Source organism: Mycobacterium sp. 1164966.3, from assembly GCF_001665395.1.
Classification (GTDB): Bacteria; Actinomycetota; Actinomycetes; order Mycobacteriales; family Mycobacteriaceae; genus Mycobacterium.
On sequence record NZ_LZSG01000047.1, the window covers coordinates 1 to 15057 of the forward strand.

Genomic DNA, 15057 nt, shown 5'->3' on the forward strand with positions numbered 1-15057 from the left:
TCATTCGCGGCAGCGCTTGGAAAACGTGTACCTGGTGCGGCCAGATTTGCAGCTCGCATTTGCCGCCGGCGGCGCGGATGTCCGCTGCGAGCTGACGCGCGTCTTCTTGCAGCATTTCAGCGCCGCCCGCTTGGATCAGCGTCGGGGGAAGCGCCGCGCCGCCGGCGACGTCGAGCTTCAACCGGTGATGGGTGAGATCGGTGCCCGCGTGGTAAAGGCCGACCAGGCGGACAGCGTCGGCCGCACGGATGGCGGGATCCGGACGAACGCGCTCGCGAGCGAGGCAAAGCCCGAACGTGAGGTCGTACAGCGGCGAGAACAACACCAGTGCTGCGGGTGCCTTCTCCCCGACCTCGGCTTGCAGCAGCAGGTCGACCGTCAAATGACCCCCCGCCGAATCACCTGCCACCACAATTTGTTTGGGTGAGACCCCGCACGTGTCGACGAGCCAATCCCAGCCCGCCCGTACGTCGTCGGCGGCGGTGGGGAACCGGTGGCGGGGGGCTAGCCGGTAATCGATGCTGAATACCGGCAGGCCGGTCAACGATGACAGCCACGACGTCAGTCGGCGATGCGTCTTCGGCGAACACACAGCGTAGCCGCTGCCGTGCACGTAGTAGATGGCTCCGGCTTTTGTCGATGAGCGTGGGATTTCGCTCGTCGGGGTGCGCGGTCCGTAGACCCATTCGCCTTTGACCCGACGTCCGTCGGGCAGCGTGCTGTCGACGTGTTCGACGCGGGTGCCGGTCAGCGGAGGACCAAGTGTGCCCATGATTCTGGCGATGATTTGTCGCGACAGCCAGAGTCCCCGAGCCCGCTCCGGCGGGATCAGCCCGCTCAGTGGCCGCAGGGTGTACGTGCTGACCGCTGCCGCGCCTCGAGAGCGCAGTGACCCGCGGGCCGGAACGACGTCGTTCATGCGACGAAGTCAATCGCAAATGGTGACATTAGTCAATGGCAGAGTTTGCGACGACGTCCACACGGACGGCTGTGTGGTCGCCGCGACGCCGCTTCTTAACGTGCTATCACCCGTGCTACCGAGGTGCAGACCGCAAGATGACCGCCATTTCTGGTACCAGAGTGGCAGGTGTGACGAAACGGCCGACGGTGCCTAAATCCGTTGGCATGGTGGGTGTTTCGCGGCCAACGGCGCCCCGGCCGTCAGGGTTGACAACTTGATTGGAGCGGAATGACGGGTCCGCCCGCCTGCAGGGACAAGAGGTACAAGTATGTCGCGAGCGAGTGTTCGCATCCGGGGTTGAACTTGACCAAGACCTTCGGCGGAAGGGGCAAGAATCGAATCGGGTTCAGCTCGTACGGATTCAGCACATGTTCGTAGCCCACTGGAGGGGGCAATGCCGGGACGATGTCCAGGCGGTTTGCGATCCGGTACGAGTTTTTCACCACCTGGTCGTAGGTGCGCGCAAACAGCGAATCCCCCGTGCGCGGGCTGGCGTAGGTGTAGACCACAGGTTCACGAAAGACCGTGTTGGCCGCCACGTCGAGGGCGAGCAGCGTCGCCAAGGCTCCGCCGAGGCTGTACCCGCAGATCGTCACAGAGGTGACCGGGCGGGGGTAGAAGAGCTTGGCCAACGCGTTGACCAGCGTCGGCGAATCCGGCGCAACACCGGTCCTCAGCGATTCATACAGGGCGGTGAAGCCGTCTTCGGTGTGTCCGGCGCCGGCCAGGAAAGGGCATGGCACTTGCAGGAATTCGACATCGTGAAGCCATTCCAGGATGCCTTCGGTACCGCGAATCGCGATCACCACGTCGCCGGATTGCGCCGCCTGACAGACCAGGCCGATTGAAACTTGGGCATTGCCTCGGCCCGGGTTGACGTCGGTCGCGAGATCGTTCGCATAGATTGTCGTGACCACCGTGTAGTCGGTACCGCCGGCACTGACCGTCTCACCGGCGGCGTTCGTCAAGTCGGTCGGCACAGTGTCGTAGGTTGTGTTCAGCAGCTGGGCGAGACGTATTGCCGTCGTCACATCCATCGTTGGCTGCGCAGGCAAAGGCCCTCCTCTTATCGCTGCGGTAGCGGACGGGAACGCACCAGCGTCGGCCACCAGAACCACGGGCCGAGGATTCGCAAAATGCAAGGCACGACGAACGATCGCACTATCAATGTGTCGAGCAGCAGGCCGATGCATACTGTCGAACCCACCTGTCCGATCGTCCGCAGGTCGCTGGTCAGCATCGCCAGCATGGTGAACGCGAACACCAAACCCGCGGAAGTCACTACGCCACCCGTGCTTCCGAGCGCGCGGATGAGACCGGTGTTCAATCCCGCATGCAGCTCCTCTTTCACCCGGACGATCAACAACAGGTTGTAGTCCGAACCCACCGCCACCAGGATGATGAACGTCAGCGGTAACACCAGCCAGTGCAGAGGCAGGCCGATCAGGTGTTGCCAGACGAGGATGGAGAGCCCGAACGCACCCGCGTAAGAGAAGGCCACCGTGCCCGGAATCACCAAGGCGGCCATCAGACTTCGCGTGAGGAACAACATGATCAAGAAGATCAGCACGAAGGCCGCGATCGCCACGATGAGCAAGTCGGATGCGGCGTATTCCTTGATGTCCTTGTCGTTCGATCCTGAACCGCCGATGTAAACCCGAGCGCCCGCCAAAGACGTCTCTTTCAGTATCGTGGTGATCGCTGCGGGGAACTGTTCGACGTGCTGCACCCCTTCGGGCCCCATGGCGTTCCCCTCGTGGGTGACGATGAATCGAGCGGCCTTGCCGTCCGGCGACATCAGCAGCTGCATACCGGTCTTGACGTCTTCGTTGTCGAAAGCCTCTCTGGGGATGAAGAAGAAGTCATCGCTGCGCGACCGGTCGAAGTCCAGCCCGACATTGAGTAGGTCGTCGAATGTCTGGTCGGTTTGTGTGGATTGCAAAGAGGACTGACCGTAGGTGCTGACCAAAAGCGCGGCCAACGCCTCCGAGTCGTCGGCCGTGAGTTTCAGCTGCGTTATTACTTGCGGCAAGATCCGGTCGAGGGCCTCCAGCGACGTTCTGGCGTCCTTGATGTCCGCGGCCAGGTGGTCGATGTTGTCGAGCCCGTCGAACAGCGATCTGAATGCCCAGCAGATGGGAATGTCGAAACAGTGGCGCTCCCAATAGAAATAGCTCTTGACCGGCCGGAAGAAGTCGTCGAGGTTCGAGATCTCCGAATTCATCTGATCGGTGATCTGCTGCAGATCCTGGACGGTGATAACCGTCTTGTGCAGCTCGTCGGACATGTTCTGGAAGAAGACGATCTCTTTGCGCAAGACCTCGACGCTGTGTTGGGTGATCTGGGCCTGCTGCTCCGTATTGGCGTTCTGCAGCTTGTTGAACGGGAGCTGCTGACCATTCCCGCTGCCCTGCGTGGTGAACAAGTAGGGCAGGGTGGCGTGTTCCAATGGGCGACCCAGGGGTCTGGTGATGCTTTGCACCATCGCGACGCCGGGAAGACGGATGAGACTCTTGGCAACCCGGTCCAATGAGATGAAATCGGCCGAGTTTCGCATGTCGTGATCCGTCTCGATCATCAACATCTCGGAAAACAGTTTGCTTTTCGGGAAGTGCCGATCAGCCGCCGCGAAACCCTGATTGGCGGGGGCATTGTGCGGCTGGTACTGACGGTCGTCGTAGTTCTGCCGGTAGGTCGGCACAAAGATCGCCCCGAGCAGGACGGCAGCGGCGCTGGCCGCGAGGATCGGCACCGGCCACCGCACCACGCTCGTCCCGATTCGCCGATATAGGTGCGCCTTGGCCGCCCGTCTCGGATCGAAAAGCCCGAGGAGGCTGCCCACGGTCAACAGGGCGGGGCCAAGTGTCAGCGCTGCCGAGATCGTGAACAACATGGCGATGCCAACCGCCGGTCCCATGGTGTGGAAGTAGTTGAGTCGCGCGAAAGTTAGGCAGTAGCACGCCCCCGCGATCGTCAGCCCTGACCCGAGGATGACGGGCGTGACACTCTTGTAGGCGGTGTAAAACGCCTCCTCCTTACCTTCGCCGGCTTGTCGCGCTTCGTGATAGCGGCCCATCAAGAAGATGCCGTAGTCCGTCCCCGCGCCCAGGGTCAGCGCGACGACGATGTTCACCGCAAACGACGAGAGCTCGATGTACCCGAGGTGGCCGAGTGTCGCGATGACCCCCTTCGCGACCAGCATCTCGATCAGCACTCCGAGCAAGGGCACCACCAGGTTGGTGATCGAGCGGTACACCAGCAGCAGCATTATGACGATGAGGATGATCGTCACGATGGTGATGTTGTTCAGGCTCGAATTCGCAATAGCCACGGTGTCCGAGGCCAGCGGCGCCGCGCCACTGACGTAGACCCTGAGTCCTTGCGGCGGCGGCTTGTCCTTATCGGCGACGATGTGGCGAACGGCGTTGACGGACTCGTTGGCCTGCATCTGGCCGATATCGCCAGCGAGACGCAGCAGCACGTACGCCGCCTTGCCGTCCACGCTTTGCGCCCCCGCCGCGGTAATCGGCTTGCCCCACAGATCCATGACGTACTGCACGTGCTTGGTGTCGTGCTTGAGCCGGCGCACCAAATCGTCGTAGTACTGATGGTCCCGGTCGCCCAACGGCCGGTCGGCTTCCAACACGAGCATGGTCAGATTGGTCGAATTGGACTCGTGGAACTTCGCGCCGATGCTCAACAGCGCCCGTTGCGACGGCGCGTAGTGCGGGACCATCGGCCCGGCGAGTTCTTCGGCGACCCTCTCCACCTGCGGCATGAAGGTGTTCGTCGAAATAGCGAGAAGGGCCCAGAAGGCGATGATCGGTATTGCGAGGACGCGAACCATTCTGGGGACGACGGGTCGTTTCACCCGAGGCTCGCTCATGCGGATTTCACCCTGCACATCACGTGTGCGTCCCCATGGTTGTCGGATTGTTCATCGCGCACAACGTCATTCACCAGCATTCGGCAGCCGAGTTGGCCACCATGAACCTGCGCCGAAACGCTCCCGGACACCACCGTAAGCGTGGTCGTCTCCGTGTGCGACCAGGGCAACGTGGTGAAGTCGACCCGATGCGGATGCCCGTCGACGTCCAGGTAGACGAGCATCCCCCCGTTCCCGACCGAGCCGAACAATTCATACCTGAGCCGTTTGGGAGTGGACTGCTCGGGCGCGGCCGGGCCATTGACGGTGATGACGGGCGGGGGAGCGGAGAACTGGTGCACCTTCCACATGCACACCGCACCCACAGCGAGCGCAACGACGGCAACTAACGGCATCCACACCCGCGCCAGGACAGTCCTGCCGACCGAACGAGGGCTCATTCGATCACCTTCTCGAATCCGGTCCGCCCAATATGTTCCCGCCGCGCTCCCCGGCCTCGGGCTCATGCAGATAGTAGACGGTCATGTGTCTAATGCACAATCGAGTCGAAAGACTAGCCGAACGGCGGCCGGAACGCGACCGCAAGGTCACCGGTCACCCGACTCCGGGTGAACGCACCGCACCCATCGCGATGCTTATGACATTTTGGGCAGACGGCCTTTCAACCTTTTACTTCTGAGCAGCTGCGCGGTGAAGTTCAGGGAAGCCAACATGGGGAAGACCCCGAGAAATGTTCGCTCGGAGGGTGCCGCTCCGTGCAAATGGTAAAGGCTGCCGAACACATAAAAACATCCGACCATGAATAGAGCGCCGGGAATGCAGAACGCCATCCAGGAGCCCCGATCGGCAACGATTTGCCTCGCGTACGACAACTCCTCGTTCGACATGGGCTCGCGTTTGCGTAATTTCCTGATCACCAGTTTGGCGCTGCCGATCTCGTCGCTTATCGGCGGAGCCGCTCGGCCCTCGAGCCGTTTGACGAATACAGCAGCAATGGCCGCGAACACCAGCGCCAGAGTTAGGGAGATTAATGTCAAAAAGCCGAACAAATCCGAACTCACCGCTCGCTCCTTCGCCCGCCGTCGAACCTAGCATCGCGCGCCTCAGGGTATCGCTTCGCCGGACGTTATCCGCCGGCCACCAGTTGCCGCACGATCGCCCGCTTGTCGATCTTGCCGACTGCCGTGGTGGGCAGCGCCGGCATGGCTACCAACATGTCGGGGCGGGCATGTGCCGCCAAGCCGCGCTCGTCCAAGTAGGCGTTCAACTCCGCAAGTGTCAGTTTTGGGCCGGCGAAAACGACCGCGGCGCAGATCTTTTCCCCCAGATAAGGATCGGGCAGCGGGACCGCTGCCGCGGACCAGATTGCCGAATGGCTGAGCAGCTGCTCTTCGAGGTCTTGTGCGGAAATCGTTTCGCCGCACCGGCAGATGACGTCTTTGACCCGACCGGTGACCACCAGATAGCCGTCGTCCCGCAGCCGCACCAGATCACCGCTGCGGTAGAACCCCTCGGGATCGAAGCTGCGTGCGCTGTCGCGCCCGGCACGAAAGTAGCCGTTGAACGTATAGGGTCCGCGTACCAGCAACTCGCCCTCCTGTCCCGGCGCGACGGGCTCGCCCGCGGCATCGACGATGCGCAGTTCGTCGGCCGCGGACAGGGGTCGACCCTGGGTGTGCTCGACCGCTTCCGGCGGATCATCCAGCCTGGTGTAGTTCAGCAGTCCTTCCGCCATTCCGAATACCTGTTGCAAACCCGGTGTCAACGCGGCGCGTATCCTGCGGGCATCCTCGGGGTCCAGCTTGGCACCGCCGACTTGCAAGAGGCGCAACGTCTTTGGTGTCACCGGTTCCCAGTCACAGGCTTGCGCCCACAGTTTGGCCAGTGCCGGCACCAGCGCGGTGACCGTGACGCCGTGCCGCGCAATCGTGGCGAATGCGGCTTCGGGGCTGGGGTCGGTGCTGAAAACGATCGTGGCGCCGACGGTCATCGCGCCCAGGATGCCGGGACAGGCCAACGGAAAATTGTGTGCGGCCGGCAGCGTCACCAGATATACGTCGTCATGGGTCAGCCGACACAACTCTGCACTCGCGGTGACGTTGTAGACGTAGTCATCGTGCGTCCGCGGGATCAGTTTGGGCGCGCCGGTGGTGCCCCCCGATACCAGCAGGACGGCGGGAAGCCCCGGGTCGGGCGCGATTTGTGGGACGTCGCCGTCGGGCAGCTCTGACCAGGACACGAATGGCCCCGGCTCGCCGTCGACGATCACGTGCCGCAGCTGGGGATGGGCCGCGGTCAGCTGCTCGGCCATCGATCGATAGGCGAAGCCGGCTGCGTTGTCCGCAACGACCAGGCCGACGGCCGCACTGACCTGCGCGAAGTGACTCAGCTCCGCCAGGCGATGCCCGGTCAGGCACATCACCGGGATTGCTCCTGCGCGCAGCAGACCGAACAGCGCGACGGCGAACCGGCACGAATTGGATAGCTGCAGCAGCACCCGGTCGGTGGGTGCGATCCCGAGCGCCGCGAACCCGGCCGCCGCTCGGTCGGCGAGTTTGTCCAGCTCGGAGTAGGTGTAGCTGTCGCGGTCGTCGACGATGGCGAGGCTATCGGGCCATGCCGCAGCGGCCTTCCGCAACACGGAGTCGACGGTGCGACCGGTCCAGTAACCCGCCGCTCGATATCTGGAGGCACGTTCGGGCGGGAAAGGCACGAACCCGTCCAGCGCTGCGGTTTCGGCCGGTTGGGAAGGAGTAACAGGCAAACTCGACGGCTCCCTCAGGGCAAGCGTGTCCTGCTTCGAGAACATAGGGTAGCGTACACGAAGTTAGGACAGCCTGAGCTAAGCTGCCGGACGGAGGTGGGGTTGTGGGTGGCGCATCATTCGTCGGCGCGCCGACGAACCGTGCGCCGCAGGCCGGTGCTTCATGAGCGGCACACTCGCGATCGTCGGGGCCGGTGCGAAGGCGGTGGCGGTCGCGGCCAAGGCGGCGGTGCTGCGCGAGATGGGTGTCGAGGTGGCCGATGTCGTCGCCGTCGAACGTGCCGGGGTTGCCGCCAATTGGCGGGCCGGGGGCGGTTGGACCGACGGCAGGCAGCGATTGGGCACCAGTCCCGAAAAGGATGTCGGTTTTCCGTACCGGTCATCGCTGGTGCCGGGTCGCAACGCCGAACTCGATGAGCTGATGATGCGGTTCAGCTGGCAGTCGTATCTGGTTGCCACCGACCAGTTCGTCGGCTGGATCGACCGCGGTCGGCCGTCGCCGACTCATGACACGTGGGCTGGATACCTGCGTTGGGCCGCCGAGGTGGCCGGGCTGAAAGTCGTTCGCGGCGAAGTGGTTCAGCTTTCGGTGGCCGGATCGCGGTGGGAGTTGCAGACCCGCGAGGCGCGCTTGTCCGCCGATACGGTGATGATCACCGGGCCGGGGCAGGCGGAGCGGTGTATCCGCCCGGGCGATCCGCGAGTGTTGTCCATCGCACAGTTCTGGGAGCGTGCCTCGCGCCACGACCGGATCGTCGCCGAAAACGTGGCAGTCGTCGGTGGGGGCGAGACCGCGGCGTCGATGCTCAATGAGCTTTTCCACCACCGCGTTTCGTCGATCACGGCTATCTCGCCGCAAGCAACTCTGTTCACGCGCGGGGAGGGCTTCTTCGAGAACTCGCTGTTCTCCGATCCCACTGGCTGGCGCAGCCTCAGCCAGGCCGAGCGGCGTGACTGCATTGCCCGTACCGACCGGGGAGTTTTCTCGGCTCGGGTTCAGGAGTCTTTGCTGGCCGACGAGAGGATCAAGCATCTGCGCGGACGCGTCGTTCGCGTCACGGATCGGGACAGCACCATTTGGATCACGCTGTCTACCGACCGCTCCGGAGAGCCGTCGGAGACACTGCACCGATTCGACCTCGTCATCGACGGATCCGGAGCTGATGCACTATGGTTCATGCCGCTGCTGAGCCCCGATGCCGTGGATTTGATGGAGCTCGGCCTAGGCGGCCCGCTGACGGGCGAGCGGCTGGAGGAGTCTATTGGCCACGACTTGGCCGTTTCCGGTATCACTCCGAAACTGATCCTGCCCAACCTTTCCGGCCTCAATGAGGGCCCTGGATTTCCGAATTTAAGCTGCCTGGGGCTGCTGTCCGACCGGGTGCTGGCAGCGCATATGGGGGTGGCCGACCCGTCCCCGGTGGAAAGCGGTGAGTATCAATCCGTTTGAGTGCCCGGCGAGCTGGGGGCACTCCCCTACCTTCGGTGTGGGCCCACCCGCTTGCGGGGGAACGCAAAATCCCCTGAAACGGCGACGTTTTGGGGGATTTTGCGTCTCCTCGTCCACAATTGGTCGGACTAACCGCCGAGCTTGGCCAGGACGTCTGCAATCGTCGCCCCGCTCAAGAGATCCGACACCTCGAGATCGTGGCCGAACTCGGCCTTGACGCGCCGGCGCAGTTCGAGAGCCTGCAGTGAGTCCAACCCGATCGCGACCATCGGCATTGTGGTGTCGATGTTTTCGGCACGTTCCTCGCCGATGGCCGTCGCAAGCAGTCCGAGCAGCCGGCCCGAGATATCAGAACTGGGGACGGGCGCTTTGGCTTCGCCGGATCGCGATTCCGGCTGCGTCAGCTGGGATATCAACGGCCCGTATCCGTAGGCCTCCAACACTGGGCGGGCGCGATCGAAGTCGAACGCGAGGATGATGGCATTCTCGTGAAACCGTTTGGTGCCCAACGCGAGAGCGTCACCGGGCTTCATCGGAATGACACCGATTGCATCCAATTGCGCCGTGCTTATCGCATCCAGATCGAAGTGGACTGTCCACTGACCCCACTGCACAGAAACGCAATCCAGTCCCTCCGCGCGGAGGCGGTGTGCCATGGCATCGAGCATTCGATTGACCGCGGCGTAGACGACCTGGCCGCGACCGCCGATCGTCGCCCTCGCCGAGGAGCAGAGCACGACCCGACAATCGTCGGTTCGGGGATACGTCTCGAGCACCCGCGCGATGCCGACGACTTTGGCCCTCAACGCCCGGTCCACCTTCTCGGCGGTGATCTCGCTGAGCTCGACGGCCGAATAGTCCACCGCGGCATGAATTATCAGATCCGCCGGGGCGCCGCGGTATCCGGCTGCCAATTGCGCCACCGCCGCTCGGTCGCTCACGTCGCATCGAGCGACGGTGATTTCCGTGCGCGTGCCAGAACGGATTTCGCGCAGTCGATCAACGACGCCGGCTGCGCTCTCACCCGACCTGCTCACCAAGGTGATTCGGCGCGCGCCGCGGCGGGCGAAGTGGTCGCAGAATTCCAGCCCGAGGTTGCCGGTACCGCCGATGATCAGCGCATGTTCGGGTGCGGCGCCGTCGGGCACCGCGTCGCCTGCCACGATCCGCTTCGCGTAGAGACCGCCGTTGCGCAGCGCCAGCTCGGGTTCCTTCCCGGTGTGCAGCGCAGCGACGATCGCTTGGGCCGCCTCCGCTTTCGAAGCTTCCGCCGGTAGATCGAGGTGTTTGAATCCCTTGCCCGGATGGTCCGCGCCGATGCTACGGAAGCCGGCGCTCGCCGCCGCGTGGACCGGATCCGGTGGTCCATCTTCGGATACGACTGTCTCGCCGCCGATCGTCACCAGCCAGTAGTCGGTGATCGCCTCGTTGACTCCCGGCCACCACGTGCGATCGGCGAAGAACGTCGTAACCTCGGCCGCAGCCGCATAGTCGTCCAGCCTGGGCGACTGGGGAAGGAGTATGACCACGGCATTGAGATCGGCGCTGTCGGCGTCGATCATGCGGGCCGTGGCGCCGATGTCTTCGGCGGCGCGTTGCAGCGCATGGGCCAGTTCCGCGTGGGATTTGGTGTGATCGACGATGCCGATGGCCTGGGGCGCTACCAGTGAGCGTTGCGATAGCCGCACCCACTTCTCGGCCAAAAGTCGTGCCGATACGCGTTCGGGCTTCGGCGCGGAAGTGACGGTCCCAGCCTGGACAGGTATGGGGCGGTACAACTGCCACAGCCGTACCTCGCGCATGCGCGTATTGGGAAAATCAGTCAACGGCAACGGGATTGGGCCGCCCGGGTCCGTACCCAGACACTCCCACCGATAGTTCAGGTCGTGCACGGCAAGCTGCGCAAGACTGCGGGTGAACTCGCGCAAATCGGTGGCCGTTCGCTGTGAGGTGCCGACAACCCGGGTGGCGCGCTCGCCTTCGTCATGCAGGACGGCGAGATTTTCTTCAACTGCCAGCAGCAGCGTGGGATGCTCGGCCAGTTCGACATAGGTGTCGATGCCGAGGGACGTCGCGGCAGCGATCGCCTTGTCGAACCGAACGGTGTTGCGCAGGTTCAGAAACCAGTATTGCTCGAGCGACAAGTCGCGCGTGATGGGAGCGCCGAGGGTGGCGCCCAGGCACTCGATATCGGAGTCGAGGAACTTCTGATTCTGCAGTTCGCGCTGCGTGGCCGCGCGGACCTTCTGGGCGAGCGAGTTGATCAAGCTGGTATGCGCGGGATAGTGGACACGGATGACCCGCGCGAAGGTGCCGCGGTCGGTTAGCGTGTCGACGATGTCCTGCACCGCTTCCCGATCACCCGAAATCCCCACCAGGTTGGGTGAATTGATCACCGACAGCTGTGCCCAGCCTGAGCAACGCGCCAGCAGGTCCTCGCACGCGTCGCGGTTGGCGGCGACGACCGCCATTGCGTAGTCACCCGATTCGAACTCGTCGGCGGCACGCGCGCGTATCCCGACGATGCTGGCGGCGTCGTCCAGGGCGATCATGCCCGACACGTAGGCTGCGGCGATCTCGCCCTGGCTGTGCCCGATGGTGGCCTCCGGCGTGACCCCGAATGATCGCCACATCGCGGCCAGCCCGGCCATCTGGGTGAACAGCGCCGGCTGCACGGTACGCGCGTTGTCTTGGGCCGAAACATGTTCGTCGAGAAGGTATTCCAGCGGGGACTCGTCGCACCGGTTCGCGAAGGCCTCGGCGCAGCGATCTACTTCGGTCCGGAACGCCGGGATCGAATCGTAGAAGAGCCGGCCCATCCCAGGACGCTGGGCGCCCTGCCCGGGGAAGACGTAGGCAAGCCGGCGGCCCACCGCGGCCCCGTCTGTGCGCACCACCGCGGGATGTTCGCGGCCATCGAGCACCGCGCGCAGGGCGCCGAGCATTTCGTCGCGGTCGGTCACCATGGCCAGCGCCCGATGCCGGCGGGCGATGCGCGTCCGGAACAGCATGTCGGCGATCGCCTGCGGTGCCACCGCGGGATGGTCTGTTGCGTACGAGAGCAGGTCCGCCACCTCAGCTTGGAGCAGATCGGTGCTATCCGCGGACAGCAGAACGGGAATGCTCCCGTCCGGCAGCCGGTAGGTGAGGTGCTTCACCTGCTCACCCTCCGCCGCTCGCGGGCATGGCAATGATCGCGTGGGCATTGGAGCCCCCCGCGCCGAACGACGACGCAGCGCCGTAGCGGATGCCGTCTTTCGGCTCCCAAGCGTGCAGTTTCGTGGCGAGGCGCAGGCCCGTCACATCCCAGTCGACGGTCTTGGTTGGATTGTCGGAGAACAAGGTTGGCGGAATCTGTCCGTGCTGCCCCGCAAGGAGCAGCTTGATCAGCCCGAGGATGCCGGACGCGGCTTGCGCGTGGCCGACATTCGACTTGATAGAACCCAGCAGTGCCTGGGATCCCGCCGAGCCGTAGGTGTTAAGCAGGGCCTTCAACTCCTGGGGGTCGCCTGCCGGGGTGGCGGTGCCATGTCCTTCGACCATGCCGACGTCGGCCGCGTCGATTCCCGACGCATCGATGGTCTTGCGCACCAACTGCTCCTGCGCGCGGCCCCGGGGCACCAGGATCGGCTTGCCCTTGCCGTTGTGGTTGGTGCGGATGGCCAGAATGCGGCCGTAGATCCGGTGCCCCAATCGTCTTGCTCGGGATTCACGTTCCACGACAACCATTCCCGCGCCTTCACCCCAGACGGTGCCGCTGGCGTCGTCGGAATAGGCGCGGCAATGCCCGTCCGCGGATACGGCATTGAGTCGGGAGAACTCGTAGAACGCTGTCGGTTCTCCCAGAACGCATGCGGCTCCGGCAACCGCCCAATCGCACTCGTCCAGTTGAATCGCGTTGGCTGCCAATTGCACTGCCGTCAACGACGATGCGCACGCCGAATCTACGGTCATCGACGGGCCGACCAGACCAAGGCAATGCGAGATCCGGCCTGCGCCTCCCAGCTGTCCCATGCCGACGGTACGAAATCCCGTGTAGTCGTCAGCCACGGCGGTGCGCGAGCCGTATTCGGTCATCGACATTCCGACGAAACAGCCGCCGTCGGAACCGTCGAGCCTGCCGGGATTGATTCCGGCGTTCTCCAGCGCCTTCCACGCCACCCGCATCGCGACCCGTTGTTGGGGGTGCATGACCATTGCCTCGTGATCGGTGAGGCCGAAGAAGGATGGATCGAATGTCGCTGCGCCATCGAGAAATCCGCCGGAATCGCAGACCTGCCGCCACCCTTCCGCAACCCGCGATGCCGACAGCAGATCGTCGACCGTCCAGCCCCGATCCCGGGGGAACGGGCCGAGCAGCTCGCGCGCTTCGGCGAGGGCCGACCACAGCGCGCCCGGGCTGTCTATCCCGCCCGGCGCCTCGACCGCCATTCCGGAGATGACGATCGAATCGCTGGCCGCCGTGACGGCAGCACCCTGGTTGCTCAAGTCGTCTGCTCGCAGTGGGCGTTCGCGACCAACAGCTTGGCGACGGCGTCGATGTGTGACTGCAGGTAGAAGTGGCCGCCGTCGAACATCGTGACTTCGACGGTGTCGGTGTGTTTGCCCCATCCGTACAGATCGCCCAGCGTGATATAGGGGTCCTGGTCACCGCCCATCGCGTGGATCGCGGCCGCGACCTTGACGTCGTCGGCGCAGGAATATGCGTCGAAGGCCTGGTAATCCGCTTTGATCACGGGAAGCGCCAACCTCATCAGGGCCCGGTTCGCGATCACATCCGAGTCGGTGCCCTCGAGCGCCGCGAGATGGTTGAGGATGTCCTCGTCGTCTGTGGGATGTGGCGGTTTGCCGGCGACGTTGCTCGGTGCCACCGCCGCGGAGACGTTGAGCCGTCGCACATCGATGCCCGTGTCTTCGGCGAGCCGGACGAACTCGAACGCGACCAACGCACCCATGCTGTGACCGAATGTGACGATCGGCAGGCCGCGATTGTGATTCGACGTCGAGAAGTCGCCGAACGCTCCGGCGGCGATCTCAGGAAGCGAGAGCAGCGAGGCTTCGGCTGCCCGGTCCTGGCGACCCGGGTACTGGAAAACGATGACGTTGAACTTCGTGCTGAGCAGCTTGGAGAATTCCCGGTAAGCCGATGCGCCCGCACCAGCATGCGGGAAAACCAGCAGTGGCAGGCTGCCGGCCGAATCCGGTGGGTGGAACTGCCTGATCCAGCCCAGTGTGCGCGGCATGGCTGCTACCTCTCTACGTTCGGGCGCGGGCTATCGCGTCTGCTCGCGCTCGAGGATCATGAGCGCGGCACGCTTGTTGGGCAGATCCAAATCCGCGGCGCGCCGCCACCCGAGACCCTCGAGGATTCGAATCACCCGCGTGTTTTCGACGTCGGGCTCGGCGACCACCCGCGTGCGCGGATGTCGACTCAGCAGCCGGGTCGAGACCGCACGAATCAGATCGGCGGCCAGCCTCCGTCCGCGGCATTCGGCGGGTCCCAGCAACATATGCAGGCCCACGTCGTGCTCGCGCGCGTCGTAGTGCTGGGCCAGCGGGTCCAGATCGGCCCAGTAGACCTCCCAGTAGCTCATCGGGACGCCGTCAAGAAAGCCCAGGTACGGCGTGGAATGCAGACTGGTGTCCTGTCGGTGCAGGTAGGACGCTATTTCCTGCAGAGGCCACGGCATCTTCCAAAACCGCGCCACCTCCGGGTCGTTCATCCACGAGTGCACGAGTTGCAGGTCCTGGTCCGGGTCGGCCCGGCGTAGCGAGAAATTCGCTGCGAAAACTTCATGGTCCAGTGCGGCGGCGTAGCGCCGCGAGGCCGGCGTGCTCACCGATTACCTCCCGTGCCTCCGGTACCTCCTAGCCGCGACGGCCGCAAGACCTATGCAACTTAGCGAAGGCTAACATAAGCTGCTGAACTTGTAATCGGTCGCGGCGACAGCGGACCGAAACACGGGCCAGGCCCTGGCCGGGGTGCAGAGTTGAAG

11 protein-coding genes are annotated in these 15057 nt (G+C 64.1%); 1 reads left to right on the forward strand and 10 read right to left on the reverse strand.

Features of this window, described 5'->3' with window-relative positions; all coding sequences use genetic code 11:
- The 6 genes from A9W99_RS18235 to A9W99_RS18260 all read right to left on the reverse strand — a co-directional run.
- Positions 1-919: alpha/beta hydrolase (locus A9W99_RS18235; protein ID WP_082930079.1), on the reverse strand; the 919-nt coding region annotated here is incomplete at its 3' end.
- Between the two features lie 242 nt (positions 920-1161).
- Positions 1162-2016 carry a lipase family protein gene (locus A9W99_RS18240; RefSeq protein ID WP_156623175.1) on the reverse strand — a complete coding sequence of 285 codons (855 nt, stop codon included), beginning with the start codon at positions 2014-2016 and terminating at the stop codon, positions 1162-1164.
- 11 nt (positions 2017-2027) lie between these two features.
- Positions 2028-4808, reverse strand: a complete 2781-nt coding sequence (locus A9W99_RS18245) for an RND family transporter (protein ID WP_067381151.1) — start codon at positions 4806-4808, stop codon at positions 2028-2030.
- Between the two features lie 35 nt (positions 4809-4843).
- Entirely contained in the window at positions 4844-5287 is a 444-nt protein-coding gene (locus A9W99_RS18250; RefSeq protein WP_082930080.1) for an MmpS family transport accessory protein, read from the reverse strand.
- Between the two features lie 195 nt (positions 5288-5482).
- The gene (locus tag A9W99_RS18255; RefSeq protein WP_067381157.1) at positions 5483-5908 is read right to left on the reverse strand and encodes a hypothetical protein; all 426 of its coding nucleotides are present in this window, start codon (positions 5906-5908) and stop codon (positions 5483-5485) included.
- 65 nt (positions 5909-5973) lie between these two features.
- A complete protein-coding gene (locus tag A9W99_RS18260) occupies positions 5974-7572 on the reverse strand; it encodes a (2,3-dihydroxybenzoyl)adenylate synthase (RefSeq protein ID WP_253870045.1) in 1599 nt (532 codons plus the stop codon).
- Positions 7573-7774: 202 nt separating this feature from the next.
- On the opposite strand from A9W99_RS18260, the gene mbtG reads away from it, so the two are divergent.
- Entirely contained in the window at positions 7775-9061 is a 1287-nt protein-coding gene (mbtG, locus tag A9W99_RS18265; RefSeq protein WP_067381159.1) for an NADPH-dependent L-lysine N(6)-monooxygenase MbtG, read from the forward strand.
- 128 nt (positions 9062-9189) lie between these two features.
- On the opposite strand, the gene nbtC is transcribed toward mbtG, so the two are convergent.
- Genes nbtC through A9W99_RS18285 form a run of 4 tightly spaced genes read right to left on the reverse strand, consistent with a single transcriptional unit; the run spans position 9190 to position 14901 of the window.
- The gene (nbtC, locus tag A9W99_RS18270) at positions 9190-12219 is read right to left on the reverse strand and encodes a nocobactin polyketide synthase NbtC (protein ID WP_253870033.1); all 3030 of its coding nucleotides are present in this window, start codon (positions 12217-12219) and stop codon (positions 9190-9192) included.
- Between the two features lie 4 nt (positions 12220-12223).
- Complete coding sequence (locus A9W99_RS18275; protein ID WP_082930083.1) at positions 12224-13549, reverse strand: polyketide synthase; 1326 nt, start codon at positions 13547-13549, stop codon at positions 12224-12226.
- Positions 13546-14304 carry a thioesterase II family protein gene (locus A9W99_RS18280; protein ID WP_067381162.1) on the reverse strand — a complete coding sequence of 253 codons (759 nt, stop codon included), beginning with the start codon at positions 14302-14304 and terminating at the stop codon, positions 13546-13548. The genes A9W99_RS18275 and A9W99_RS18280 overlap by 4 nt, the downstream gene beginning before the upstream one ends.
- Before the next feature lie 30 nt (positions 14305-14334).
- Entirely contained in the window at positions 14335-14901 is a 567-nt protein-coding gene (locus A9W99_RS18285) for a GNAT family N-acetyltransferase (RefSeq protein ID WP_067381165.1), read from the reverse strand.
- Positions 14902-15057: the final 156 nt, after the last annotated feature.

Coding starts and splice junctions, on each gene's coding strand:
- A9W99_RS18245 (WP_067381151.1), bottom strand. CDS start 4,808: ATGGTTCGCGTCCTCGCAATACCGATCATCGCCTTCTGGGCCCTTCTC.
- A9W99_RS18250 (WP_082930080.1), bottom strand. CDS start 5,287: ATGAGCCCTCGTTCGGTCGGCAGGACTGTCCTGGCGCGGGTGTGGATG.
- mbtG (WP_067381159.1), top strand. CDS start 7,775: ATGAGCGGCACACTCGCGATCGTCGGGGCCGGTGCGAAGGCGGTGGCG.
- A9W99_RS18280 (WP_067381162.1), bottom strand. CDS start 14,304: ATGCCGCGCACACTGGGCTGGATCAGGCAGTTCCACCCACCGGATTCG.